At 69.9% G+C, this 24,267-nt stretch carries 22 protein-coding genes; 15 read left to right on the top strand and 7 right to left on the bottom strand.

From position 1 onward, the window contains the following. Positions 1–204 precede the first annotated feature (204 nt). The 12 genes from AB0I67_RS41445 to AB0I67_RS41390 all read left to right on the top strand — a co-directional run bounded on the left by AB0I67_RS41445 (position 205) and on the right by AB0I67_RS41390 (position 12,484). A complete protein-coding gene (locus AB0I67_RS41445; protein ID WP_357936174.1) occupies positions 205–525 on the top strand; it encodes a hypothetical protein in 321 nt (106 codons plus the stop codon). A gap of 255 nt (positions 526–780) precedes the next feature. Then, positions 781–1,224, top strand: coding sequence for an SSI family serine proteinase inhibitor (locus tag AB0I67_RS41440; protein WP_357936172.1), 444 nt, complete (start codon positions 781–783; stop codon positions 1,222–1,224). Between the two features lie 666 nt (positions 1,225–1,890). Further along, positions 1,891–4,188, top strand: a complete 2,298-nt coding sequence (locus tag AB0I67_RS41435; protein WP_357936170.1) for a tetratricopeptide repeat protein — start codon at positions 1,891–1,893, stop codon at positions 4,186–4,188. A 393-nt stretch (positions 4,189–4,581) separates the two neighbouring features. Beyond that, a complete protein-coding gene (locus AB0I67_RS41430) occupies positions 4,582–5,541 on the top strand; it encodes an ankyrin repeat domain-containing protein (protein ID WP_357936168.1) in 960 nt (319 codons plus the stop codon). 368 nt (positions 5,542–5,909) lie between these two features. Then, positions 5,910–6,746 (top strand): hypothetical protein, encoded by an 837-nt coding sequence (locus tag AB0I67_RS41425; protein ID WP_357936166.1) that lies wholly within the window; start codon positions 5,910–5,912, stop codon positions 6,744–6,746. After that, positions 6,743–7,051: a DUF6247 family protein gene (locus AB0I67_RS41420; protein ID WP_357936164.1), complete on the top strand. Its 309-nt coding sequence runs from the start codon at positions 6,743–6,745 to the stop codon at positions 7,049–7,051. Before AB0I67_RS41425 ends, AB0I67_RS41420 begins: the two co-directional genes overlap by 4 nt. Next, a complete protein-coding gene (locus AB0I67_RS41415) occupies positions 7,052–7,297 on the top strand; it encodes a hypothetical protein (RefSeq protein WP_357936162.1) in 246 nt (81 codons plus the stop codon). It begins immediately after the preceding gene. Between the two features lie 346 nt (positions 7,298–7,643). Next, positions 7,644–8,612 carry a hypothetical protein gene (locus AB0I67_RS41410; protein WP_357936161.1) on the top strand — a complete coding sequence of 323 codons (969 nt, stop codon included), beginning with the start codon at positions 7,644–7,646 and terminating at the stop codon, positions 8,610–8,612. Between the two features lie 437 nt (positions 8,613–9,049). Further along, on the top strand, positions 9,050–9,496 hold the full coding sequence (locus AB0I67_RS41405; RefSeq protein WP_357936159.1) for a hypothetical protein: 447 nt from the start codon (positions 9,050–9,052) through the stop codon (positions 9,494–9,496). Positions 9,497–9,669: 173 nt separating this feature from the next. After that, positions 9,670–9,948: a hypothetical protein gene (locus tag AB0I67_RS41400; RefSeq protein WP_357936157.1), complete on the top strand. Its 279-nt coding sequence runs from the start codon at positions 9,670–9,672 to the stop codon at positions 9,946–9,948. A gap of 562 nt (positions 9,949–10,510) precedes the next feature. Continuing rightward, positions 10,511–11,335 (top strand): BtpA/SgcQ family protein, encoded by an 825-nt coding sequence (locus AB0I67_RS41395; RefSeq protein ID WP_357936155.1) that lies wholly within the window; start codon positions 10,511–10,513, stop codon positions 11,333–11,335. 63 nt (positions 11,336–11,398) lie between these two features. Next, entirely contained in the window at positions 11,399–12,484 is a 1,086-nt protein-coding gene (locus AB0I67_RS41390; protein WP_357936154.1) for an SIS domain-containing protein, read from the top strand. A 569-nt stretch (positions 12,485–13,053) separates the two neighbouring features. Here AB0I67_RS41390 and fxlM read toward each other — a convergent pair. Further along, positions 13,054–14,367 carry a methyltransferase, FxLD system gene (fxlM, locus tag AB0I67_RS41385; RefSeq protein ID WP_357936152.1) on the bottom strand — a complete coding sequence of 438 codons (1,314 nt, stop codon included), beginning with the start codon at positions 14,365–14,367 and terminating at the stop codon, positions 13,054–13,056. A gap of 310 nt (positions 14,368–14,677) precedes the next feature. Here fxlM and AB0I67_RS41380 point away from each other — a divergent pair, with 310 nt between their 5' ends. After that, positions 14,678–16,060 (top strand): hypothetical protein, encoded by a 1,383-nt coding sequence (locus AB0I67_RS41380; RefSeq protein WP_357936150.1) that lies wholly within the window; start codon positions 14,678–14,680, stop codon positions 16,058–16,060. Positions 16,061–16,708: 648 nt separating this feature from the next. Here the strand turns inward: AB0I67_RS41380 and AB0I67_RS41375 are convergent. Further along, a complete protein-coding gene (locus tag AB0I67_RS41375) occupies positions 16,709–17,284 on the bottom strand; it encodes a hypothetical protein (RefSeq protein WP_357936148.1) in 576 nt (191 codons plus the stop codon). A gap of 203 nt (positions 17,285–17,487) precedes the next feature. Here AB0I67_RS41375 and AB0I67_RS41370 point away from each other — a divergent pair, with 203 nt between their 5' ends. Beyond that, positions 17,488–18,069 (top strand): hypothetical protein, encoded by a 582-nt coding sequence (locus tag AB0I67_RS41370; RefSeq protein ID WP_357936146.1) that lies wholly within the window; start codon positions 17,488–17,490, stop codon positions 18,067–18,069. Between the two features lie 414 nt (positions 18,070–18,483). On the opposite strand, the gene AB0I67_RS41365 is transcribed toward AB0I67_RS41370, so the two are convergent. The 4 genes from AB0I67_RS41365 to AB0I67_RS41350 all read right to left on the bottom strand — a co-directional run bounded on the left by AB0I67_RS41365 (position 18,484) and on the right by AB0I67_RS41350 (position 23,007). Then, positions 18,484–20,124: a hypothetical protein gene (locus AB0I67_RS41365; protein WP_357936145.1), complete on the bottom strand. Its 1,641-nt coding sequence runs from the start codon at positions 20,122–20,124 to the stop codon at positions 18,484–18,486. Positions 20,125–20,484: 360 nt separating this feature from the next. Next, the gene (locus tag AB0I67_RS41360) at positions 20,485–21,252 is read right to left on the bottom strand and encodes a WbqC family protein (protein ID WP_357936143.1); all 768 of its coding nucleotides are present in this window, start codon (positions 21,250–21,252) and stop codon (positions 20,485–20,487) included. Beyond that, a complete protein-coding gene (locus AB0I67_RS41355) occupies positions 21,218–21,895 on the bottom strand; it encodes a YdcF family protein (RefSeq protein WP_357936141.1) in 678 nt (225 codons plus the stop codon). The genes AB0I67_RS41360 and AB0I67_RS41355 overlap by 35 nt, the downstream gene beginning before the upstream one ends. Continuing rightward, complete coding sequence (locus AB0I67_RS41350) at positions 21,892–23,007, bottom strand: hypothetical protein (RefSeq protein ID WP_357936139.1); 1,116 nt, start codon at positions 23,005–23,007, stop codon at positions 21,892–21,894. The genes AB0I67_RS41355 and AB0I67_RS41350 overlap by 4 nt, the downstream gene beginning before the upstream one ends. Before the next feature lie 187 nt (positions 23,008–23,194). On the opposite strand from AB0I67_RS41350, the gene AB0I67_RS41345 reads away from it, so the two are divergent. Further along, the gene (locus AB0I67_RS41345; RefSeq protein WP_357936137.1) at positions 23,195–23,554 is read left to right on the top strand and encodes a hypothetical protein; all 360 of its coding nucleotides are present in this window, start codon (positions 23,195–23,197) and stop codon (positions 23,552–23,554) included. 83 nt (positions 23,555–23,637) lie between these two features. Here the strand turns inward: AB0I67_RS41345 and AB0I67_RS41340 are convergent, their stop codons facing one another. Beyond that, a complete protein-coding gene (locus tag AB0I67_RS41340) occupies positions 23,638–24,258 on the bottom strand; it encodes a 2'-5' RNA ligase family protein (protein WP_357936135.1) in 621 nt (206 codons plus the stop codon). Positions 24,259–24,267: the final 9 nt, after the last annotated feature.

The following is a 24,267-nucleotide window of genomic DNA, read 5'->3' as shown; positions in this document are numbered from 1 at the left end:
GGTGGCGCCCCGGCCGGCCCCGCGGCCGAAGCCGCCGGAGGATTCTGACCGCCACGAGCGAGCCCGCTCCGCTTCCGAACGTGGAAGCGGAGCGGGCTCTCGTGGGGGCAGGCGGGGGGAAGCGGCGGGCTCGTTCCTGAGAACCGTCGGAGGAGTTCCGTTCTTCGCCGGAAATCCCTTTCGCCCCAGAGTTACCTTCTGATGATGAGCGATGAGCAGATGGTGAGGTTCAGGCCGGTGCCCGGCAGTTCGCTGCCCACGTGTGCGGGCTGTGGCCGCCGGGTGCTGATGGTGATCCACCTTGGCGCGATCGGGCGGGGCGAGGTCGAGCTGTGCCTCACCTGCGACCAGAACCGCCCGGCCCGCGCCGCGTGGCTGGACTACCTGGACTCCGGCCGGGCCGCCACCGAGCAGGTGCTGACCCCCTACGGCCTGGCCGAAGCCAAGCGCCTGTGGGGAGCGTGCTTCCTCGACGTCCTGGCCGCCAGCCCGCTCGGACTGCCCATCAGCACGTCCGGCACGTAGAACAAGGCGTAAGTCGCGCCCCCGTCGGGAAGGCGCGGGCGGGCGAGAGCCGTCGACCGGCCCCAGGGGACCCCTCCCCCCACCGAGCGGGCGGCCCTCGCCTTCCCCACGAGCGGCGCGCCGGTGACCGCGCCGCTAGGCCAGGAGCATACGGTAACCATCCGGATGCGGGTAGTCATTTCGAACCGCGAGGCGGAGACCACTTCCGCCATGACCTCGTCATTCGAGACTGCGATCACCGCTATCGTCACGATCATGAGCCAAACGATCACACAGCGTGTCCGGGGTGGCGTCGTCCTCCTGCTCGCCGCCGTCATCGCGAGCACGGTGACCCAGTCCGCCTCGGCCCACACCGACCCCCACGCGCCTGAACCCAGAGGCAAGGCCACCATCACCGTGCACGACGGGGGGTCGGCCTCCGGCCCGGTCCGGGACTCGGCCACCTTGAACTGCTTCCCCACCAGCGGCACCCACCCGCGGCCACACCATTCCTGTCGCCTCCTCGACCAGGCGCAAGGAAACTTCGCCAAGCTCACCCCCGACAACCGCCCGTGCGTGCTGATCTACGACCCGGTCACGGTCGTCGCGCAGGGCACCTGGGACGGCGAGCCCACCGCCTTCACCCGCACCTACGGCAATCAGTGCGCGGCCAACGGCGCCAGTGGCGGCGTGTTCAACCTGCACCCGTGGCAAGGATGACTCACCCCTAGGCGCACCGCCGGCGCTCCCCACGGTCGTTCAGACAACCGCGGGGAGCGCCAGGCCGGGGGGTTCGGGGCACCAGCAAGGCGCTCGTGCGGTGATTCGCATTGCTGACAGCGGCGGGGAGGGAGTGTCGGGCCATGGGGCGCGGGCGGGCGAGAGCCGTCGACCGGACCCCGGGGACCCTCCGACCGCCGGGCGGGTGCGGCCCTCGCCTTCCCCACGAACCGGCGCGCTGCGACCGCGCCGATAGGCGAGGAGCATACGGTAACCATTCGGATGCGGGTAGTCATTTCGTGCCACGAAGCGGGGGCACTTCCGCGATGCATGATCACGCAGAACCGGCCGAAAGAACGGACATCAGGGCATCAAGCCCCGCTCTGATCATGCACGAGATCAGCTGCTCCGTGTTTGTGCAGGTCAGCGCAATTCCATACCAGGCAGACCTCAGGCTATCCGCAGGATGATCACACGCCATGCCTGACGGCGCAGGTCCCGTTGTCGCTGAGATGGCAGGACCGAGCAGTCGTTGTGGTCAGCTCGCGCTGCTCGCCTTTGGTTGGTCTCGACCGCATTTCACCTATCCCCGTCTCCCTGCGCGGACGGCAGGGGAGGGGTATACAACGCCTCGGGGCCTGGCGTAGAGGAATGTAGGTGGGCGGGATGCGGCGTGCGCTGAGGAACCCCTGGGTGTTAGGAGCGGCCTGCAGCATCGGGGCCGGGGTGGTGCCGTTGCTGGTGCCGGGAGGTTGGCCGGTCGGGTGGCGGGCGCTGATCGCCGCGGTGGTCACCGGGCTGGCGGGAGCCAGCGGCTCCTACTTCGGCGTCATCTTAACCCGGCAAGACCAGCGGGAAGCGGCACGCCAAGCGGTGCGGGGCCTGCTCGACCCGCTGGGGACCACGCCTGCCGTGCCATCGGCGGCAGCGGGTGAAGAGGCGGGCGGGCGTAGCGTGCTGGAGGTGTTGAGCGCGCAGTCGTGCCCGACCCCGTTCTGGGGCCGGCAGGCCGAACAGCAGCGCTGGCATGCCTGGTGCGCCGAGGACTCCCAGGCGGACCGGCCAGGCACGACAGTGTGGGGGCTGATGGTGGTGGACGGGCCGGCCGGGTGCGGCAAAACCCGGCTGGCGCTGCACATGGCCCGGCAACTGGAGCCCGAATGGACGGTGGGCTGGCTGAAGGACGGCATGGGCGCGGCGCTGGTGGAGGCGGCCGCGGCCGCCTCGGACATGCGCGTGCTCGCCCTGGTCGACGACGCTGATGCCCGCACGGACCTGGGCGCCCTCCTGAGCGCTTTGGCGGGGTATGCGGGCCGGGTGCGGTTGCGGGTGGCGCTGATCACCCGCCACGGCGATGAGCTCGGGCCGGCGCTGGCCACCCGGCTGCCCGAGCGGCACGCCGGGGCGGTGCAGGCGATGCTGGCCCGTCAAGCGGCACAGCTGCGGCTGCAGCCGCTGGGGGAGGTCACCGACTTGATCCGCTGGTACGGCGCCGCGGTGGGCGACTTCGCGACCGCCCGAGGTGTGCCCGCGCCATCGCTGTCGGAACGGGTGGCGCCGGTCCGGGCCGGACAGACCATGGTGGAGATGCTGGCCCAGGCCATGGTCACCGTCTTGCAGCCCTCAGCGCCCAGCGCCTCCACGCTGCCGCTGGAGCAGGTCGCCCGGGTGCTGTTCGAGCACGAAGCCCGCTGGTGGAAGGCAAGAGCGGCCGACGAGCGGTGGGCGCTCGGCCCCGTCGGGGACGTGCTGCTGGGCCGCGTGATCGCCGCGCTGGCGCTGATCGCTCCTTCCGGCCAGGCGGCCGGGGTAGCGGTGCTGCGCCGCATCCCCGAACTCGCCGACGCCTCTGAAGAGCGGGTGCGTAACCTGTTGCGCTGGGCTCATGCCCTCTACCCGGGCCGGGCCGAATGCCGGCCGGGCCCGGATCTGCTGGCCGACTGGTTCATCACCACCCACCTCACCGCCGAGGACCAGGAGTTCGCCAAGTGTCTGCTGTCCGGTCTGAGCGAGGACGAAGCCAGCCGGGTGCTCGCTGTGCTGGCCCGCGCCGCAGAGCACTATCCGACCGCCCGCGCCTTGTTCGAGTACCTGCTCGGCGCTGACCCGGTCCTGCTGGCCCATCACGCCATCTATGTCGCCATGACCACCGGCAGCAGCAGCGGCCTGGACGAGGCCGCCGCCGCTGCTCTCGCCCGCGCCGACCTCGACGCAGACACCACCACCTTCCTGCTGCAGATCACTCCCGCCGACGACCTGCCTCGCTGCACGCTGGTCCTGGCACGCCACCGCTTACGTCACGCCCGCGCGACGGGCGACCTTGCTGATGTAGCCGAGGCCCTGGAAAGCCTCGGGGTGGCGCACGATCGGCTGGGCCACCACGAACAGTGCCTGGCCGCAATGAAGGAGGCGGTCGGCCTGTTACGGGCGCTGGCCGCCGCCGACCCCGCCCACCAGCCCGGTCTCGCCAGCGCCCTGGACCACCTCGGGGCGGCGTACGATCGGCTGGGCCACCACGAACAGTTCCTGGCTGCGGCGGAGGAGGCGGTCGGCCTGTATCGGGCGCTGGCCGCCGCCGACCCCGCCCACCAGCCTGGCCTCGCCGACGCGATGGACCACCTCGGGGCGGCGCACGGTCGGCTGGGCCACCACGAGCAGGGCCTGGCTGCGGCGGAGGAGGCGGTCGGCCTGTATCGGGCGCTGACCGCCGCCAACGCCGCCAACCCCACCCACCAAGCCGGCCTCGCCCACGCCCTGGACAACCTCGGGACCGCGGACGATCGACTGGGCCACCACGAGCAGCTTCTGGCTGCAGCGGAGGAGGCGCTGGTGATCTGGCATGAACTCGCTGAGCGGTTTCCCGGCCAGTACCGTCAGCGCTACATCGACAAGCGTGCCGAGCTGCGTCGCGTGTTTCAATCGCTGGGCTTGGACGACAAGGCCGTGCGCCTGGGGGAAGAGTGAGCGCGGGCTCGGGGTGCGAGAGCACCTGAGCGCCTGTGCCACAGAATTAGCCATTCCGTGTCACAGGAGTCCTCCTCCGATCATCGCGACCTGCGCAGCGATCGGCGGGACGAGACCGCGGCTCCGTTACGTTCTGTGTCACAACTTGCCGGGGGCCTGTCGCTCAGCGAGGCCATCGCCCGCTTCCTGGACCGTTACCGCGCCGAACCGCGCACCGCCCTCATCTACGCCGAGACCCTCGCCTGCCTGAGCGCGACCGCGGGTGACGACACTCGGGCTGCTTTCGCCCTTACCCCGCAGTGTTCGCGACGACCATGGCCCGCTGGGATGACCGCTGAACTGTCAGTGGCGTCCGTGATGATCATCTCTAGAAGCTCGCCCCAGAGGAGAACAATGATCGTCAGCAGAGACCAAAACTGGACCGGCATTGGCTGGAAGGACCTCGCTGCGGTCCTGGCTCGGCTCGAAGCAGGGGCCGACCCCGAGTCGGGAGCCTACTTCCCCGAGCGCCCCCTGCACGCCGCAGCCATGTACGGCTCGCCCGAGGTCGTCGCCGAGCTCGCCCGCCGCGTCAGCGACGTCGACGCGGAACTCGACGGCCACACCGCGCTCTGGGCAGCCGTCTTCGCCAACCGCCCCGGCAACGCCCGCGCCCTGGCCGCGGCAGGAGCCGACCCGTGGCGGCCGATGATGAACGGCTGGTCACCCGGCCGCCTCAGCCTCGCCACCCCTACACCCGACCTGTTCCCCTCGCCCGAATTCCGGAACGGGCTGTCTGCGGAGGATGTGGCGGCCGTCGCCACCGCCAGACATCTGATCACCACGCTCGGGCAGCCCTTGGACGACGGCTTCAGCCTCGCCTGCGTGGGCGGCGTCACCGCCGCCGAGGTCACCCGGCGTCTGAACGCCGAACCGATCAACGAGGACGAGTTGGATCTTCTGGAGGAGGATCTCGAAAGCGAGGACGCGCTCGCCGTCGTCGGCGTCACCGACGTGCCGGGCGGCTGCGTCATCTACCAGCCGTGGGCCTACGGGGCGTCCTTCCCCCTGCTCGTGCGCCTCGTTTCCGCCGGCACCGTCTGTTACGGGATGTACGCCAACCCCAAGAGCGGCAACCAGGGCGTCGTCGCGCGCGACGGGACCATCGAGGACTCCGACACCCACCCGGGAGGCGGCAGCCCGTACGCCCAAGACTCCACACAAGAGATCCTCGCCACCTACCTCTACCAGGGCTACGCCGCGCCGTACTGCTTCGCCGGGGCGGGCCTGCGACCGGACGACAACGCCTCGATCAGCGAGAACGTCGATGGGTGGCTCAGGCTGCCGGAGCGCGACTGGTGGGCCCACCGGTAGGCGCAACGCCCCGCCTCGATCACCGCGAGCCTGACTCGACCACGGGATCTGCCATCCCGCTCTCGTCGCAAGCACTCACCGTGCGAGTGTCCTCGTTTCGCTTCCGGCTCCCGCTGACCGAACCTGGCCACGGGCCTGCCGTCTCACGCATCTGAGGTATCCGAGCAAATACCTCATGATCAGTGCGACGTGCCTTAGGTCGGATGAGACCGGACAGCGAGGGTGCCGGGACTCCTCGGGGAGGTAACAGGCTCAGCGGATAACCAGAAATATCCGCTGAGTCAGCGCAGGATCTCAGTGGATAACGACGTCGCCGGAGAACCGGAAGCCGGGACGGAACTCAGCGGATATCAAGGATGGTGGCGGCCATGGCAGGTCCCGACGAAGTCCCCGAGGGCCGGACCGGGCGCCCGGAGGTCGATCGGCTGCTCGACCGGGCTGAGACCGAGAGCCGCGCTGTGGCCGAGCTCGTGACGGTCAACCTCGCCGAGGGCATCGTCTCCCACGCCCGGCGAGCCGACCTCCTCGCCCAGCACCAGGCGCTGCACCAGCGCTACGAACAGGCGGAAGCCGAGCTGGCCGCCGCGACGGCCAGCGGCGACCAGGTCCGCATCGCCAGGGCCCGCGATGTTCGCGACGAGGCGAGCGCCACCTGCGATCGCGTCGGCCGCGCGCTGCGTGAGGAGATGGCGGGGCTGGCGGAAGCCGGCTTCGAGCGCACCGGCGAGCTGCTGGCGAAGATCCGCACCGCCTGGCATGCCGAGGACACCGCCCGTCAGGCACTCCGGAGCGCTCCCCTGCAGGCGTCGACGATCGAGGACGAGCCCGCACCGCCCTACCCGGCGCAGTGGATCACCGAAGGGTTGCCGCCGCTCGTGGATGGGGTCGACGACTGGGCCGCCCGCGAGGCCTACCTCGCCGACGGGCACGCCGACGTCGGCGCGGGCGTAGTGGCCGCCGTCCGCCATGGACGCGCGGGCGATCATGCGGGCGTCCTCCCGGGTCGTGCACCAGCCCACGGTCTGCCAGCCGGAGGCGCCGCCGCCGTAGTCCTTGCCCAGCACCTTCCCCTCCCCCGCAACCAGCCATACTGCGACCTGCCAGCGCAGCTCCGGTGCCGGGGCGAACGCTGTGCTCGACGCCAGCCAGTCGTTAAGCTGTGTTCGCAGGTACTAAGCGGCATCAGGGGGTGTTGGACGGCATGAGCGCTCAGCAGCACGAAGAGTCCAGCCCGCAGATCGAGCAGACCTTCACAGCCGTCCGTGCAGCCCTGCCGGCGGAGAACCAGGCGGCATTCGATGCCGAGCTCGAGGCGATCACGCACGCCGACGTCGTCGACCTCGCCGCGCTCGACGCCTTCCTGCGCGGTTGGTGGCGCATTGCCATCAGCGCCCAGGACCAGCACGGCTGGGAGGCCATGCACGCCGCCGCCGCCGACATCCGGGCCGGCCGTCGTCCGGCAGGCCGCGCTCTTGAAGAGGTCATCGCCCGACGTGGACGCCGCTCGTAGGTGTACACCATCCTCATCGGGGACGACGACGCCGAGCGGCAGATCGCCGACCTGTCCGACGACGAGATCGACGCCCTTCTGGAGGTCTACGACGTCCTCCGCCTGACCCCGGACAACGGCCGCAAGCTCGGTTCCGGCAACATGCTCGTCTGGGACCACCGGACCCTGCAGGTGATCTACTTCGTGCTGGAGCCGCAAGGCGAGGTCGTGATTCTGCGGGTGAACCGCTTCCCGGAGCTGACATAGACCGCAGCAGCTCGGCCTGCAGGGCTTTCCCACCGAGCGCGTCTACGCCAACGTGCAACGCCCCGAACTCCGCCTGATCACCTGCGGCGGCAACTTCGACACAACCGCCAGAAGCTACGTCGACAACATCATCGTCTACGCCCGCCAACGCTGACGACCGCGACTCCTGTAGCGGTGCCGAGCTCAGGGGGTAAGCCCGGCCGTCGCATCGGCCGGGCGTCAACGCTCAGCCCGAGTCCTCTCTGCTCCGCGCAAAAGGGCGAGCGAACCCGAGAGCGAACGCCGCCGCGTAGCCGACTGTGTTGCCCATCCAGACGAAGTTGCCGATCACGAATGAGACCTGGTAATGGCACAGAACAACCGACAACGAACCAAGATCGCAAAAGCTCAGCGGCGCAAGAAGCGCCAGCACAAGTCCCCGTCCCCTACCTCAGCCGAAGCCTCAAATGCCGTCCTGTGGCTTAGAGAGCGGCTGGACCCGTGGCTCGACGCGGACGGGATCCCTCTGCCGCCGCCCAGTGCGATGCGCTGGCTCACCGGGCTGGATGACCTCGCAGCCGCGCACCAGGAACTGGTGCGTTGCGGCCTGTACACGAAACTGCCCAATGGGCGTATCCGCGTCGACCTCCGACTGCGAGCCGCGCTGGAGGCCCGACCGCGGATGCCGGCCGAGCAGATGAGGCAGATGTTCGGACTCCCCCAGCATGGCCACGATCGACCCGTTGCGAAGGAAGCCGACATGCCCACCACCCACACCAAGACGCTCGACGCCACTCCGGGCGATGCTGCCACCCTTCCGGACCTGGCCGCAGACCTCGTCATGATCTCAGTCGCCCTGCGACAGCTGGCCCTGCGCGCCGAGCGTCTGAACGTACCGCTGGAAATGGGCAAGACGTGCACCGAACTGGAACTGCAGGCTCAGTCGGCCGCCGACGTCGCGGACCGGCTGAGCCGCGCCCACTCGATCATCCAAGAGCGGCAGCCGGTCAGCTCTCACCTGCAGGACGGCAGCGTCTGGGGCGATCACGCACCCGCGCCGAAGAACGTGCTCACGTTGGCGCAACTGCTGGCGCTGTCCGGAACCCGGCACAGATCCGCCGGGGGGATCGCCTACCTGGATGCGGTGAAGGCCGCGCCGGTGCCGTTCTCCTCACAACGGGCCAAGGCACTCCAAGACCCAGATGAGCGGCGCGCGAGGGAGATCGCAGCCTTCGATAACCCCTGCCCGACTTGCGGTGCTACACCCCAACGCCCCTGCGTGACCAAGACAGGGCGAGTGATGGCCCACACCCACAAGCCGCGGCCTGACGGGTGACACCCTCCCCTGGATAGAAAGCCGACCTGGTCGATCAGGTCAGAAGGACGCTGCGAGGCTACGTCAGCGGGCGTGCTCTGCGAGCCGGCACCCGCCGTCGCGCACGTGGGACGGTTGCGCTACTCGAAACGGGCTTGGGCCACACCCCTCGCTACGTGCCCTATGTGAGCGTGGCCAGGCGGATCCTGCTGGGCACCATCCTTGTGAACGCTCAGCTCCTGAACGAGCCGGGCGAGGTCGGGCTGGCCAACCAGCACGACAGCTGACCAACTGCCGTGCTGCCGGATCTCGCATGAGCGCCCAGGCCGCCCGCTGACACCGTCGGCAGGCGGTAGCAGGTCAGCCCCAACTTCGAGCAGCATCCGATTCACTGGGCGACCGGGACCGGTGCTGCCGCCTCGCCATCTGTCACGGCGCTGGCCCGCCCACCCGGGCGGGTGCTGGCCGCGGCCGCCGTCGTGCTGGTGGTCGGCGCGATCGCGGTTCTGATGCTCCAGGCCGCCTGGCGACCGGTCGTCGCCACGCCCCGGCAGGCGCTCGCCGCGGCGGCCGACAGGCTGGCCGCCCAGCCGCGGGGCGAGAGCAGCTACTGGCGGCTGGAGTCGGAGGAGCTGCAGAGGACGAAGGGCGTCGACGGCTACCTCGTCGAGGAACGCGGCCTCGACGTCCTGGCCTCCGGGCCGGACGGCGACGTGTACACCTGGTACGAGGCCGTCTCCGCTGTGCCGTACGGCGAGAAGGGCGCCGAGACCTGGCGGCGGGTGGGTTCTCCACGGCTCTGCCCCACCGCGGCTGCGACCGGAACGTGCGCCACTACCCGCGCCGCGTCCTGGTCTTCGACGCCTACCGGACACCCGGCGAGGGGAAGGCAGTCTGGGCGCTGACGCTCGCCGAGCTGCTCGCTCCTCCAGGACGCGGCCGCGCTGAAGGCCGAGCTTCGAAGAGGTATCCGCCCGGCGGCTCCGTCAGCCGCACGGAGTGGCTGCTGCGTACCGGCTCCCGACTGGTCCAGAGTGTCCCGGCCACGCCGGGCACACGTGCCGCCGCGGCGTACCGCATGCTGGCCACGCTGCCCGGCGTCAGTGTGCTCGACACCATGCGCGACCCGGCCGGCCGGCTCGGAGTGGCACTCCAGCTGCCCATCTCGGGCGCGGACCGGGTGCAGCTCGTCATCGACCGGCAGAGCGGCGCCCTGCTCGCCCTCCAGCGCGTCGCCCCCATGCCGGGACTTCCGGCGGGTGTGCCGTGTCGGCCTCCGTCGTCAGGCAGGCCGGGCGGATCGACACACCGTCCGGTGCCACCGCCCGCCTGCAAGGACTGCGCGCGCACCGAATGAGGACATGGCTGTCCGGCCATGAGGCACCCGCTCAGCATCCGAGCGGGTCGCTGAGGCCGTTCGCCGGGGCGAGGCGTCCTGGGATCGCTCACGGTCGAGCAGGGCCAGGGCGGTCGCCGCCGAGTGGAGCAGGACCGTCGGGCCAACTCACCGAACGGGTCAGCAGCCGCCGACGACGCTGCGTCCCCAGCCGGACCCGTGACGGCCGAACCCGCCGGTGCTGCCCCTCACCGCCCAGCCTCCCGTGTCGCCCGCCATGATCATCACAGTTGTCCCGGTCGGGAAGTCGTTCCGCATCGCAGCCTCACATGCTGATCACACTGCCGGATAGATCCTTATCGCCGAGATCATGACAGCTCGCGGCGACCCTCAACAAGAACGAGACGGCCCCGTCGCGTCCGAACGCGATCCCTTTGGGGTCCCCCGCGGGTGAGCGGTCCCGTGATGCGCGGGGCTTCATCGCGATCGGGGGTGGGCGATCGAGAGGAACGGTGTCATGGTGGAAAGGCCGGATTCTTGACCTCGACCGCCCGCGTGCGGTCCCCGGGCGGAAGAGGTGGCCGTGGCGAGTTCTGGCGGGGTGTCATGGCTGGGGCGCGGCAAGCTGGTGCTGGGCATGATTCATCTGCCGCCGCTGCCCGGCACCCCCTACCACGACGGGACCGGCGTCGAACCGATCGTCGAACGCGCCGTAGCCGGCGCGCGGGCCCTTGTGGACGGCGGCGCGGGCGGATGCCTCATCCAGACGGTGGACCGGGTCTACGCGGCCGGTACCGGCTGCGACCCGGCGCGGATCGCCGCCATGGCCCTCATCACCGCCGCCGTTGTGGAAGCGGCAGGGCCCGGCTTCAAGGTCGGGGCGCAGCTGATGCGCAACGCCGTCCAGGCGTCGCTCGCGGTGACGCAGGTCACCGGCGGCTCCTTCACCCGGGTCGGAGCCCTGGTCGGCGCGACGATGACACCGGGCGGCCTCGTCCAGGGCGACCCGCTCGCGGTGGCCGAGTACCGCAACAAGATCGGCGCCCGCGACGTCGCGCTGATCGCCGAGGTCGAGTCGATGCACTTCTCCTGGTTCGGCGGCGGCAAGTCCGTCGCCGAGGTCGCCTCGACCGCCCGGCAGGCCGGCGCGGACGCGGTCTCACTGTGCCACCGCGACGACGACACCACCATGGGCATGATCGCCGCCGTCCGCGCGGCCTGCCCTGGGCTGCCGGTCATCCTGGCCGGGCACACCCATCACGGCAACGCCGCCCGCCTTCTCGGGTCAGCCGCGGGCGCGGACGGGGCGTTCGTCGGCACCTGCCTGGAAAGCGGCGGCTGGGGCGGCGTCATCGACAAGGACAAGGTCGCGGCGTACGTCGACATCGTGCGCTCCGCCCAACAGTGATGGCCACCCATGGCGGAAGGCGACGCCGGGCGCAGTGCCGGCCGGCTGGAGAGAAGGCGAGGCATGACGGTGACCTCTCGCTACACGCTGGCGGAGATTTCCCGTCAGGTCGCCGCGCTGAGCGAGGACCTGCGCCTCTGCCATCCCACGGTCGCCGACGCCGCGCGGCGGCACGCGAACGGCCCACACTGGGGCGGCTTGAGGCGGGTGGTCGTGGTCGGGAACGGGGACTCCCTGCACGCGGCGCTGGCTACCCAGATGGCCTTCCACACCTTCGCCGGCGTGGCGTGTGAACCGGCCAGCCCGCTGCGCTTCCTTGACTACAGCACCCCGTCCACCCTTCGACCGGGGGTGCACGCCCTGGTCGTAGGCGTCTCCGCCTCAGGCGGCAACACCCAGGTCGTCGACGCCCTCACCCGCGCCGCCGAGCAGGGCGCCTGGACGCTGGCCATCACCTCGACCGCCGACAGCGCTGTGGCCAGAGCAGCTCAGCAGGCGTTGGTCGTGCCGTTGGCCGGGCTGCGGCCTTGCCCGGGGATCCGCACCTTCCAAGCCAGCATCCTGGCCCTGTACCTGGTCGCGATCGAGATCGGCCGGGCCCATGGCCACCTCGGCCGCTGTGAAGCCGACGACCTCGCCGGCGAACTCGCCGCGGTGGCCGATGCCGTGGCGTCGACCACTGCCCTCGTCCGGGCCAGCTGCGCCCAGGTCGCCGAGCAGGTGGCGGGCGCGCCCGTACTGCTGGCTCTGGGCAGCGGGCCCGGCTACGGCAGCGCCCAGTTCACCGCCGCCAAACTCATCGAGGCCGCCGGAGTGTTCGCCGCCGCCCAGGACCTCGAGGAATGGGAGCACGTAGAGGTGCTGGCGCGCCCGCGGGACATGCCGACCGTGGTGTTCGCTCTGCCGGGCCGCGCCAGAGGTCGAGCACTGGACGTGGCACGGCGAGCCCGCGCGCTCGGCCGCACCGTGATCGGCGTCGGCGAGGACGGCGACGCCGAGCTCGCGGCCTCGGCTGGCACGGTACTGCCGGTGGGTGGTGGGGTGCGTGAAGAGTTCTCCCCTTTGCTGACGCTGGTCGCGGCTGGTCACCTGGCTGGTGAGGTCGCAGGCAGGCTGGGGCGGGTGCCGTTTTCCACCAACCACTCCTGACAGCCAAGGCCCGAACATCCAGCCCACGACCTCACACGATGGCCGGCCCCGCCTTGCCGCCAGGCTTAAGAAGCAACCGGGACCGGGATGGGGAATGGCGTGAGGAGTACCGGTCATTCCGACGCTGGGCCAACACGGACGAGCCCGCTCTTCAGCGCTACCAGGCCGCCTGCGCCGCCCCGCAGGGATGGTTCGTCGTCACGGGCTCCAACACCGCTTCGGCCGCGAGCCCACCCCGTCCGGTCGGAGCCAAAGACGTCCAGAGCGGCCGGTCCTACGGGGCGAGGCAGGCCATGCCCGCCCCGTTTCGGCTATCTGTCCACGCGGTGGTTCTGCAGCAGCCGCACCCGACGGACCTGCGTGTCGAACTCGACGGTTCGGGTGCCTCGTTGCTTCCACAGCACCGCCAGCCACCGCAGTGCCCGTGGTGCACTGAGCGGCCGCGAATCGCTGGGACTCAGCAGGTCCCCCGCCGAGATCGCCCTCGGATCATGGCGGCGATCGGCGTCTGATCCCCCGCAGTCCCGGGCCACGGCACCAGCAACCGTCCCCGTCTTCGACGCGCTCCTTCAGCTGCTCGTGAGGTCGGCGGGCTGCCAGGACATTTCGAGCTGGGTGTGCCGCTTGCGCCAGACACGGCCCTCGGCCGCGGCCGGGACGAGCGCGTCAACGGGATGCAGGACGAAGTCGGGCAGGCCCCGGCGACGCCAGCAGCGGTCCCAGTCGACGACGTGGTCGCGCAGTTGGTGGGCCAGTTCGCTGCCGCGTGGACCGTGCCCGCGGGCGCCGAACTCCCAGCCGTTCTTGTGCTCGCGCACGGTCAGGTAGGCGAAGCAGGCCGGGGTGATGAGCACCGGGCAGTGCCAGCGCGTAGCCAGGTGAACAAGGTCGGTGCGCTCACCGGTTCCGGGATCGGGCGTGGCCCAGATCATGCCGAACCGGTCGTCGACGGCCGCGAGTCGCAGGTGCAGCGTGTCGTGAGGCTCCCCGGAGCCCACGGTGACGCCCGTCCAGACGGTGACCCCGTCCCCGGTCAACGCCTCATCGAGCGCCGCCGCGTCCAGGTCGGGGCCGCCCTCCATCGTCATCGACACCCCGCCGGCGAGCGTCACCGTCTGGTCGGCGAACGCCCCCTCCCCCTGGATCGACACGAACCCGCACACCGTCGGGTCCAGGCCGGCCCACCGCTCGCCGTCGCGCACGAAAGTGAAGCAGCGCGTGACCGCGGAGAACCGCAGCGGCACCACCATCCGCCCGCCCGGTGCGAGCAGGTGCCCCCACGGGACGTCCCAGCAGCCGACCGTGACCACGAGCGCGTCGAACCCGCCGTCCGGCACATACTCGGCGGGGATGCGCTCGGCGTCGGCGAGCACCACCTGGACGCGCTCGTACCCGGTCTCGGCCAGGAACCGTATGGCACGGCCGGTGACGAACGGATCGATGTCCACACTCACCACCAGCCCCTCAGAGCCGACGACCTCGGCCAGGAGCGCCGCGTTGTAGCCGCCGGAGCCGATCTCCAGCACGCTCGCTCCGGGTGCGAGCCGGGCGGCTTCGATCATCTGGGCTTGCAGCCACGGCGCCGATATGGAACTCGTCGCCCGCCCGTCCGGTCCGCGCTTGGTGATCACGACCTCGTGTGCCGCGTACACAGCGGCGAGTGGCGCCTCGGGCGCGAACCGTTCCCTCGGCACCTTCTCGAACGCGGCCCGCACCCGCGGGGAGACGATCTGGCCGCGCTCGACGAGCGCGGCGACCATACGCGCCCGCAGCATGTCGGCGCTGTCCTGCATGGCCTCTGCCTGCGGTTCGGTGACAGGCTTAGGGGTGATGTCGTCGGAGCCGGAGCCGGAGCCGGGATCGGTGGAGTTGGTGGTGGTCATCGGCACACGGTAACCGCGGCCGCCGACGAAATCCCCGGCAGATCGAAACCGGGAGCGCCTGCCTTCACCTCTCGATCTCCCCGGATAGAGAACGCCCGCGCAGGCGCGATGAGTTGGGCTGGTCTCTGAACAGCTCGCTCTGCACCTGGTGATCGTCGTAGAACGGCTCCGGCTCCGGGGCTGAACTCTGTGTCAGGTACTCGGGAGGCCGGCGACGGGAGCTCTGCATCCTGACACCTGAATGCTGTGCAGCAAGCAAGCTTTAGTGCTGTACTGCTAATACAGCAATCGCGTTGAACGGAGATACGGCGTGCCTCAGTTCATCTACCAGCCGGTCGCCAACGGGCTGCGGACCGACCATCCGATCCCCGACCTGCCCTTCGTCGACGACTCCCTCCTGCCGCTGAACGACCCCGCCGCCATAGAGGCGATCGGCCGGGGCAGGGGCGAGGACATGTGGGGCCGCGAAGATCCCTGCAAGGAAGGCTGGTGCGCCTTCACCACCGATCCGACCCGCACCGATCTGGCCTGGGCGGTGCGCTACCACCCCGAGCACGGCTTTAGCGTGGTGCTCTATCGCGACGAGGACGCCTCATCGGTTCATCAAGTCCTCCTGTACGAAGCGCCCCGCGCTCTGCTGTTTCGCTCCGGCGGCTACTGGTGGGATGGCGCGTCCTGGTATCGGCCGGGCCAGGTCTACGACTACGCCGAGGAGGGCTTCTATGAGCGGCCTGTGCCCAGCGCCGTCTCCATCACCGCCGCCGACCTGCTGCGCAACGGCGGTGACGCCACTCAGGCAAGCCTCTGGCACGTGACCGACCTGCCTGACAGCGACAACGGCGAGGCAGCCCTCACCGGGGCGTGGATCGACTATCTCGCCCTCTGGGCGCAGGCCCGAGAGCACCGCGGTGTCGAATGTGCGGTGGTGAAGGTGATGGCACCAGAGCTGAGCGCCGACCAGCTGGTCGGCGCGGCCCAGGTCGCCGACCTCGCCGGCATCGCCGCCTCCACCCTGCGCGCCTACATCACCCGAGGCGAAGGCGACCTGCCGCTCCCCCAGGCCAAGATCGGTGGCCGGGCTCTGTGGGCCCGAGTCGTCGCCCAGGAATGGGTCGAGCAGCGCAACCGCTCGCGGGAAGCCGTGGAGGCGGCAGTAGCCAGCGACCGCGATGGGCACGCTCTGGCTCCGGGCATCGCCCAGACCTGGACCGACCTCAGCCGGACCTTCTTCGCCTCGCTCTGGGACCGGCAGGTCTTCCGCAAGCGGTGGAGCCTGCGCTGGCGCACGCAGGACGCGGTCCGCGAGGTCGCCGAGACTCTCAGCTGGGACGCCGCGACTGCCATCCCCAAGCTGGTTGGCATCAACGACCTGGCCGTCACCGTGCGCCAGGCGGTCCTGCATGAGTTCGCCTTCGGCAAGGATCTGCACAACAGCCCGGACTACGCCCCCCACGACTTCTTCGGGATCACTCGGCCCGTGGCCCGGACCCTTGTCTGGCTGATCCGCTTCGACCCGTCCACAGCCGCACGAACCATCGAGCAGATCACCGGCGAGGCCATGCGGCAGATGGAGATCCCTCGTCACGTCAGCGAACGATCCATCCGCAAGGCATTGACCGGGAAGCAAGGGCTGGAGGCGGCTGTACTCAAGGACTTCCTCAACCGGGTTTTCGCTCCGGCCGCGAACGCCTGAGCAACGGAGGTCAACAGGGCGGCAGGGCGGCAGGGCCACGTCAGACATCGCAGCGGTGCGCTCCCGCTGCAGCTGCAGGCGTCTGCGTACGGCGGGCAAACGTGAGGAGTGCGCAGGAGGCGCAAGAGCCTGTCCCGCGCGCCGCACGGCGTTCGGCTGTCGCCCTCCCGTCCTCCAGGATGACTAGGCGGACCCGGGCGAGCGGGAAACCAGCAACAGCGTCACCGCCGCGGGCGAGGTCGTCTACATGACAGCGTCCGGTCCGCGCAGACGACGGGCGGCGCGTTCACCGTGCTCACCGGCGGCTTGTTCACGGTCCCGCCGTACGAGGTCTCACCGCGGAACGGCGCGAACCACTGAGCTTGGCCTCATGGGAGTGGTGGACGGTCTGGCTGGGCGTCGGCGTCATGGCTGCGACGCCCCAGGTCAGACTCCACGCACCGGCGCCGCGGAGAGCATCGCTGCGGTGATTCCGGTCTGCGCGACATCGGACGAGGGGTCACCGGCGCGTCCGCGGGCGGCCGGATCAGCGAGGAGAACCGGCCACGCTCGCTCCACCGGCCAGCGGGTGTCAACGCCGCGAAATCGATCACCGCCCAGGTAACGCCTGCCAGGTCCTTGGCTTCGTGGACGCTCACGCTCGTGCGATCATCTGGTGGCCGCGGGACCGGCTCCCGGCCAGGACACGTCCAGGAGATGGGGCCGGTACGGCAGCACCGCCGGGCTGCTCGGCGCGGCCACCAGGTCGTCGCCCGGCCACAACGCGCCCTGGCCTGCCGCCTGGGCGACCAGGGCGGCGAGCTCGTCCAGGACCTGCTGGCGTTCGGCTGGGTCGACGGGCGGGCCCGCGGCGAAGCGCACGCTGGTGGTGGGTCCGTTAGCCAGCAACGCCGCCGCCACCTCCGACAGTCCGAGCGGCATCGCGTCACACCGGCCCGCCCGCGCGACCGCGACCAACCGGTCGACGACCCGCTCCCAGTCACCGATCAGCGGCCAGCTGCGGCCGCCGTCGAGCTCGTAGGTCAGCGTCGACAGCGGCACCACGCACCCCGACCGGCGTCCCGGGAACTCGGTCAGGCAGCGGTAGATGCGCCCGCCGTCCGGCTGCGGCAGATCCGGGTGCCGTAGCGTGGCGGCGTGCACGATCACCGCGTTCATCGGCACCGGATGTTGCGCGGCGCGGTAGGGCTCGTGCAAGGCGAGAAAGTAGACGTCCGGCACCATCCAAGCTCCCTCGGTGACAACAGCGGCACGATGCGTGACCACATGCACCTTCTCACAACCGCCTTCGCCAAGCGCATCGGTTGAAGGAGCTCGCCATCGCCACTCGCCGCACTCGAACCCGCGCGACGTCAGCGAAAACGGACACCCCTCGCAGAGATCATCTCGCTAGGGTGAGAATCCCTTCGACCGGCTGGAGACCCCCCATGCGCGTGCGCCGCGTCCAGACCTGGACTGTCATCGGTGTGATCGACGTTCCCGCCCCTGGCCGCTACGAGGTGCTCTACAGCAACGCCACCGGCGCGGCCATCCGGCCGCTCCTCGACGACCCCGACGCCGAAACCGACATCACGCGCGGCATAGAGATCGACGGCCAGCAGGCCCTGCACGCCTGCAATCCCTGCGCATGCTGTTCGGAGTGCGCCTGCCAGGGCAACGGCGAATGGTGTCCGGGGTGCTGGTCCTTCCGCCGGTGGGCCGACACGAACGAGCCCGCTCTGCAGCGCTACCAGGCCGCGTGCGCCGCCCCGGAGGGATGGTTCGTCGTCACGGGCTCCAACACCGTGCACGCGGTCGGCTGCTCTGCCCTGACGGGGACGGTCAACAGCGTGATCGGTGTGCTCGACGACGGATGCAGGCACCGCCTCGGCTACGAGCCCGCCCCGCCGCGCCTAGTTCGGGCCGAAGACGTCCGGGGCGGCCGGCGTTGCCGCCTCTGCGCTCCCGAGATCAGCGTGCCCACTCCCGGCACGGGGCGCTTCGTCGCCGGCGGAGGCCGCGACATCTAGCCGTCCTTCCCTGGGCAAGGAGAACAGCCATGGACGGGATGCCACTCGCTTCCCGGCTCTCGGACGAGGTCGTCGGGCGCGGGATCCCGCTGGTACTCGGTCGTCTCCTCGGGGCCCCGGCATCTCCTGGTTCCCCGCTGGTGGGAGTGGAATTCTCCGAACGCCGAGCCCGGCACCTGGCAGCTGTGCGACGCCCGGCCGACGAGGCCGCATGGGTTAGGGCGATCTACAGCAACACCTCGCTCGTCGCCAGTGTGGATGGCCTGCATGCCGACCATGCGCGCCCCGTCGACGTCCCGGCCGGGGAGCACAGCTCGTCCTCCGCCATGCTCAGCCTGGTCGTGCGCATGCTCCGCTACGGCCGCCAAGCCACCCAGATGGAACAGATCCGGCGTTCGGCCCAGGTATCCTCCGTCAGACGGGGCCGGCGAGCCAGGCTCCCCAGGCCCGGACGTCGGCGTAGTACTCCGATGCGATGCCGAGCTCGGCCAGCGCGCCTGGATAGACCCGCTCGTAGGCAGCCGCCCACGCGATCGCGGTGCGCGGGCCGGCCAGCAGCCAGATCGCGGCCGCGTCGTCGAGTTGCAGGGTGCTGAGGCCGAGGTGGTGGCTGTCCTCCTCGAGGCGGCCGGTGACCAGTCCGCGCTCCAGCAGGCCGCGCCAGCACGCCAGTATCCGTGCGGCCTCCTGGTGAGGGGCAGCCTGGTGCGGCTGTACCTGGAGCGCCAGCGCGTGTTGTTCGACGCGCGCCCAGATGCCCGGCAGACCGGCCAAGCGTGCGGCGGTAATCCGGTGTGCGCCGTTCTCCCCAAGCGTGTAGAGCGGCCCGGCGGGGCCCGGGATCCGGATCACCTTGATCGGCTCGTCGTCGAAGGCCCACGCCTTGAGCGCCTCGTCGACCGGCCGGTTGCGGAGGGCGTCCAGCATGAAGGGCACGGTCTGAGGGCGATGGCCCCCAAAGGCGTTCCAACGCCGGTAGCCGACGTTGGCGACGGCAGCTGGGTCGATCCACTCGTGTGTGCTCATCATGCCGAGCCCAAGGAGATGACCTCCGGCAGGCCCGAGCGGCGAGGAGCGGTAGTAGGTGGGCTCGAGGAGCTCGTCGAGGTCCGGCGCGGGCGGGCAGGCATCGTTAAGCTCGGTGGTCCGCTGCTCCAAGAACGCGGTCACCGACACATGGTCGGGCCACGCCTGCCGTACCCGGGTGACGTAGCCGGCGAAGCGGGCCCTGCGCTCGGCGATCCTCTTCTGCCGGAGTTCCTCGGTCTCCGGGTGTTCGGAGTTCCGATCCTCCTCGCCATAGTCGTGGTCGTCGTCGTGGTCGAGTGTCCAGCCGCCGTACGGCAGGACCCGGGTGGGGACGTACGGGATGGCGTTCTTGCGCCACGTCACCTTCGCCGGCCGGCAGGCGGGGACGCTCCAATCGCGTAGCAGTGCGGGAACGGCCGCGGGGACCGCGGCCCAGCCATCATGGGGATCGCCATGGCGGTCGTTGTCGTCGACGCGTACGGCTTCGAAGCGGCCGTTGGGGCGGTAGCGGGTGACGATCCAGTGGGCTGCGGCCAGGTCATGGTCAGTGTGCCGCTCGGCGACGTGGTCGCGGCCGCGGGCGCGCTCGCGCAGTTCAGTGTTGATCTCCCGCTCCTGTCGTCGTTGCAACGCGTCCAGGGTGGGCGCCTCGTCGTCGGGATCCGTCTGGTCCGTGCTCACCAGCGTGATCGCGTGCTGCAGGTGGCGGAGGGTGTCGGCGAAGGCGCGCGCCTGGGTCTGCTCGCGTGTCAGGGTGAGACTGTGGCCGTCGAGCAGGGAGAGGATCTCCTCGACGTTCGCGTGCAGGCGTGCGGCGAGTTGGAGCATCGTGGTCTCCCACTCAGGTGCCGCCCGGCGTTCGTCGTCGTGGCGCAGGCTGCCCCAGCCGTTGGCGGTTTTGGATGGGGCGCGGTGGGGTCCGAGGGTGTGCTCGGTGGTGAGCAGAAGGTCGAGGAGCGAGGCGACGTCGGCCGTGGCGTAGCGCTGGGTGATCCAGGTCAGGCTGGCGGCGGCCACCGCGAGCATGATCCGGTCTCGGTGTGGGAGCCGGTCACGGCCGTCCGCCCGGCGGCAGTCGGCTCCAGCGGGCGCCTGACAGGTGGGGCAGCCAAGGGAATCAAGCACACCGCTCACGGTGACGTCCGCGACGCGACTCGACAACCCCGTCGACGACGCGGCAGTGCTGGTGGGGACAGTGTTGTTGCTGTGGCGTAGGAGACGCAGAGCACCACAATGACTACTTTGAGTAGCTGATCATGTCTCTTCGTAGTCGTTCGAGTGGAGCACGACCTCCTGACCACAGCCCTCCTGACCACCACCCTCGCCGCCACGCTCCCCGCCGCAGCGACGACCTCCCGACGATCGCTCTGCGCAGGCTGGAAAGGGTCATGCCTGGACCACCGACCGAGCCTGATGGCGGAGTTCAGCGGCCAACAGCTCCGGCCCAAGCATCATGAACGCGTTCAACGCGGTAACCCGTCGCGATTGCCCCCACAGCCCGCTGACGCCGCCCGGCGCGAACGGCACCACGCGGATACCGCATTCCTTAAACGGGGCGACGTCGAGATACTTCATCCCTCCTGTTCCGCAGAGGTAGATACGCCCGCCAGAGACCGCGGTTAGATCAGCGAGTCGCGTAGAGCGGCCATGCCGCGATGGAAGGCCGCTGCTGGCGACCGCCCGGCCCGGCCAGCCCAGTATGCCGAGCAGCAGGAGCGTTGAGGAGACAGCGACCTCGGACACCGACCTGACGCCGTCGAAGCGATCGAGGACCGGCTGTAGACGTTCCCGGAGGTATGGCCAGTGTGGGCTGGCCTTGTAGTGCTGGGGAAGCATGTGGGTCAGGCGGCGGCGGCATCGGTCAGGTTCAGCGAGGGTCGCGTCACGGATCAACGTTGACCGCCCTCTCGGCAGATGGGTGGCCAAGGTGAGCCATGTCTGCCGGTGGGCGTCATCGAGGGTGGCCAGGCGGGTCCGGTTCTGGTAGTCACGCCCGTTGAACTGGACGTCATCCAGGATGACCCACCGGTCGGCCGCATACAGCTTGGCCAGCGTGGACAGCCGCGGGAACAGGTTCGGCTGGTGGACAGCCACCACGAGGCCGCCCGCCGTCAGCAGCTCAAGAGGTAACGAGGCGGCTGTCGTACCCGGCACTGATGAGAGCCTCATAGGCGTCAAGTACCTCTTCCGGAACGTCCTGCTCGATGGCAAACCCCTGCTTGGGATAGTCGATGATGCGCTGGAGATCTCCGACGAGCATGTCCACGACCAGCCGGGCGTCGCCGATGGACTTGAGGTAGGCGTCGAACTCCAGCGGCTCCGACGCGCACACCACCTCGATCTCGGGCCACACCTGGCGGGCGGTCGCGTAGCTGCGTCGTTCCATGTACGGCTTGGAGATCAGCATCACCGTGGCCGGGCTGACCCCGGCCTCGGCGAGCACGCGCCGCGAGAAGGCGATGTTCTGACCGGTGTTGCCCGCCTCCGGCTCCAGGAGAACCGCCGCGTCGGGCACACCCCTCTCGATCGCCCTCTCCCGGAAGTGGATGGCCTCGCCGCGCGGGAACACGGCTCTCGTGGTAGGGCTGTTGCCGCCCGAGAACACCAGGATGGGGAACAGCCCAGCGTGGTAGAGATCGACGGCGGTGTCAGCAACGCCGAGGTCGTGGGAGCCGAGTCCGATCGCTGCGTCGCACTTCCGGACATGGTGATCCATCTGGTGGTAGTCCCAGATGAGCAGCGCCTGCTCGCGCACCTTGTCGCTGATCGTCTCGCTCGCCGTGATGTCGCTGGTCACAGATTCTCCCTGGTCGCCGTGTCCGCGGGCTGGTCCATCTCGCGGCCCGTCCGCCGGATGCCCTCGATCGCGCGCAGTTGGTGGGTCAGCCCCACCTGGGCGGCCAACCGAGCCGCCCCGTCGAGGGTCCGCAACCCATCATCTACGGTGGCGGGATCCGAGAGCAGGATGTGGCCGTGGGCGGTGTCCAACCGGACCTTCTGAAGCGGCGAGCCGGTCGATCCGGTCGACCGAGCGATGTCGATCAGGCGCAGGGCCGTGGCGAGGTCGCCGGCGCCTCGGCGGGCGAGCGCGAGCTTCTGGTGGCCGACTGACCAGTCGTCGGGCTCGTTCTGCGTCTCGAAGTCGCGGACGGCGACGGCCATGACCCGGGCGGCGTAGTCGTGTTCGCCGTCTTTGCTAAGGGCGGTGCCCACCCACAGGCGGGCGCGGGAACGATCACGCGGGGAAAGACGGTCGTCAACGGCGAGCGCCTCGTAGGTATGGGCGGCCTGGCCAAGGTTGCCGGACATCTCGGTGACCACAGCGAGCGACAGGTCAAGCTGGGCGACGCGGCGGGGGATGTCGAGTTGGGCGAAGATCGAGCGGGCGTCGCTGTAGTCGCGTCGGGCCGACATCGGACCGAGCAATGCGCCTTGGTCTCGGCGTAGATCGCCGAGCAGCGCCGTGGTGCGTCCGTAGAGATAGAGGCCGCGGTCGTCGAGGTCGCGTGCTGGCCACCGATGCTGCCAGCGCGTCAGCAGTTGCTCGGCAAAGGCGAAGGACTGCCGGCTGAGCGCGACGACGACGCGGGCCAGGTCGTCGTCCCAGGTTTCGTACTCCCACAGGCGCGGCCCGCTGGTCGTGACGCGTGGTCCAAGGCTGGCCGCATAGGCGAGCTCGGAAAGGATCGTCTCGAATCGCAAATGAACTGCGGCATCTGCGCGCGACAGCGCTACGTCGAGGATGGCTTGGGTGTCAGGTCGGGGGACGGTGCTGGTGCCGAGTTGCTGCCAGGTGGTCACCGTGCGGGGGGCTACACCTAGGTATTCGGCGTAGGCGCGGACGCTCATGCGTAGGGCGCGGCCCAGCGCGTACGCCTCAAGGCCTGTCCATTGATGAACGGTCGCCACGCTTCGCCCTCCCTCCGCTACTGATCGAAACACAGGTGGCCGTCGTGGTGATACGGAACTTCCACGGAATTGCCACACCGCTTCATTCCCAGCGGCTGGCTACGCGGCGACTCTGAAGGGCGTGAGAAACCCGCGCCCTTCAGAGCAGAGACGCCATCCGGTTGAGCTCCTCACAGAACAGCGCCCCGTGCCCAGTCCGGCCGTTTACGGTTACATCCGGGCCGCGGGGATCTCCGCACCGCGACGGGACGCACTGTCCGCGACGATCGCCGCGTTCTGCGAGCTGCACGAACTGCGGCTCGCGGGCGTGTTCGCCGAGCGAGACCGCGAGCAGTCCGCCGCGTTCGCCGGCCTGCTCGACGTGCTCGGGCTCCCAGCGACCTACGGCGTGGTGGTGCCGACGTTGAGCCACCTTGCCCCGCACGCCGCGTTGACTTCCCTGCGCGTGAGACAGGTCGAGGCGCTGGGCGCCCGGCTGCTCACCATCCGCCCTACACCTGTAAGCCGCTGCACACCGCGCCATACGGCGAGCGGCGGCTCGTCATGACCCACATACTCAAGAACATCACGGGCCCGCATGCGATGCCGTACAGCCTGGCGGGGCGGGGCGGGGCGGCAGGCTGGCTCGTGTCAGCCCACAGCGAGAGAGACCGTCGCGTAGCGGTCCCACTCGTACATGTGCCGGTCGCGGCCGAGCACAATGAGCTCCGCGCTCTCGATACGGGTAACGGCGGGCGCGGCGTCGACCGCTTGAAGAGCCTGTGCGATCGGAGCAGGGTCGCCGGTGGAGTTGCTGTAGGCGATGGACACGTGAGCGGCGAAGCCCTCCTCCTGCTCTGGCACGTCGGACCACACCTCGGCGATGGCCTGGCGGATGGCGAGCCGTACAGCCGCCGCCGGCCCCGGCGGTTCTGCTTCCCAGCGGATGGCCTCGGGCGTGATGCCGGGCCGGTCCAGCTTGAGCTCGAAGGCGGGCACCTGTGCGAGGCGGCGGGCCGCCGCGTCAACGATCGCCCGCACGTCCTGCTCGCTGACTTCGTCGACGAAGCCCAGTCCTTGCATGGTGAGGTGCAGCCACTGGTCGGGGATCAGATCCAGCCCGTCGACTCCGGCGAGTTCCTGCCTGTACGCGGCGGCGAGGCGGTGGACGTCCCTGGCGTGCTGGAAGGTCAGGTGGAAGGTGTAGAAGCGGCGGCCGACGGCCCAACCGGGCCGCCACCACCAGTGATCCGCCATCTGCTGCTCGCTCATCATTACCTT

Source organism: Nonomuraea sp. NPDC050310, assembly GCF_040655795.1.
Taxonomy (GTDB): domain Bacteria; phylum Actinomycetota; class Actinomycetes; order Streptosporangiales; family Streptosporangiaceae; genus Nonomuraea.
This window is presented reverse-complemented; position numbering and strand designations above follow the sequence as displayed.

Excerpts from the sequence above, each read along its gene's own strand:
- AB0I67_RS41445 (WP_357936174.1), top strand. The coding sequence starts at position 205 with ATGAGCGATGAGCAGATGGTGAGGTTCAGGCCGGTGCCCGGCAGTTCG.
- AB0I67_RS41440 (WP_357936172.1), top strand. The coding sequence starts at position 781 with ATGAGCCAAACGATCACACAGCGTGTCCGGGGTGGCGTCGTCCTCCTG.
- AB0I67_RS41435 (WP_357936170.1), top strand. The coding sequence starts at position 1,891 with ATGCGGCGTGCGCTGAGGAACCCCTGGGTGTTAGGAGCGGCCTGCAGC.
- AB0I67_RS41430 (WP_357936168.1), top strand. The coding sequence starts at position 4,582 with ATGATCGTCAGCAGAGACCAAAACTGGACCGGCATTGGCTGGAAGGAC.
- AB0I67_RS41425 (WP_357936166.1), top strand. The coding sequence starts at position 5,910 with ATGGCAGGTCCCGACGAAGTCCCCGAGGGCCGGACCGGGCGCCCGGAG.
- AB0I67_RS41420 (WP_357936164.1), top strand. The coding sequence starts at position 6,743 with ATGAGCGCTCAGCAGCACGAAGAGTCCAGCCCGCAGATCGAGCAGACC.
- AB0I67_RS41410 (WP_357936161.1), top strand. The coding sequence starts at position 7,644 with ATGGCACAGAACAACCGACAACGAACCAAGATCGCAAAAGCTCAGCGG.
- AB0I67_RS41400 (WP_357936157.1), top strand. The coding sequence starts at position 9,670 with ATGCTGGCCACGCTGCCCGGCGTCAGTGTGCTCGACACCATGCGCGAC.
- AB0I67_RS41390 (WP_357936154.1), top strand. The coding sequence starts at position 11,399 with ATGACGGTGACCTCTCGCTACACGCTGGCGGAGATTTCCCGTCAGGTC.
- fxlM (WP_357936152.1), bottom strand. The coding sequence starts at position 14,367 with ATGACCACCACCAACTCCACCGATCCCGGCTCCGGCTCCGGCTCCGAC.
- AB0I67_RS41375 (WP_357936148.1), bottom strand. The coding sequence starts at position 17,284 with ATGGTGCCGGACGTCTACTTTCTCGCCTTGCACGAGCCCTACCGCGCC.
- AB0I67_RS41370 (WP_357936146.1), top strand. The coding sequence starts at position 17,488 with ATGCGCGTGCGCCGCGTCCAGACCTGGACTGTCATCGGTGTGATCGAC.
- AB0I67_RS41365 (WP_357936145.1), bottom strand. The coding sequence starts at position 20,124 with ATGCTCGCGGTGGCCGCCGCCAGCCTGACCTGGATCACCCAGCGCTAC.
- AB0I67_RS41340 (WP_357936135.1), bottom strand. The coding sequence starts at position 24,258 with ATGAGCGAGCAGCAGATGGCGGATCACTGGTGGTGGCGGCCCGGTTGG.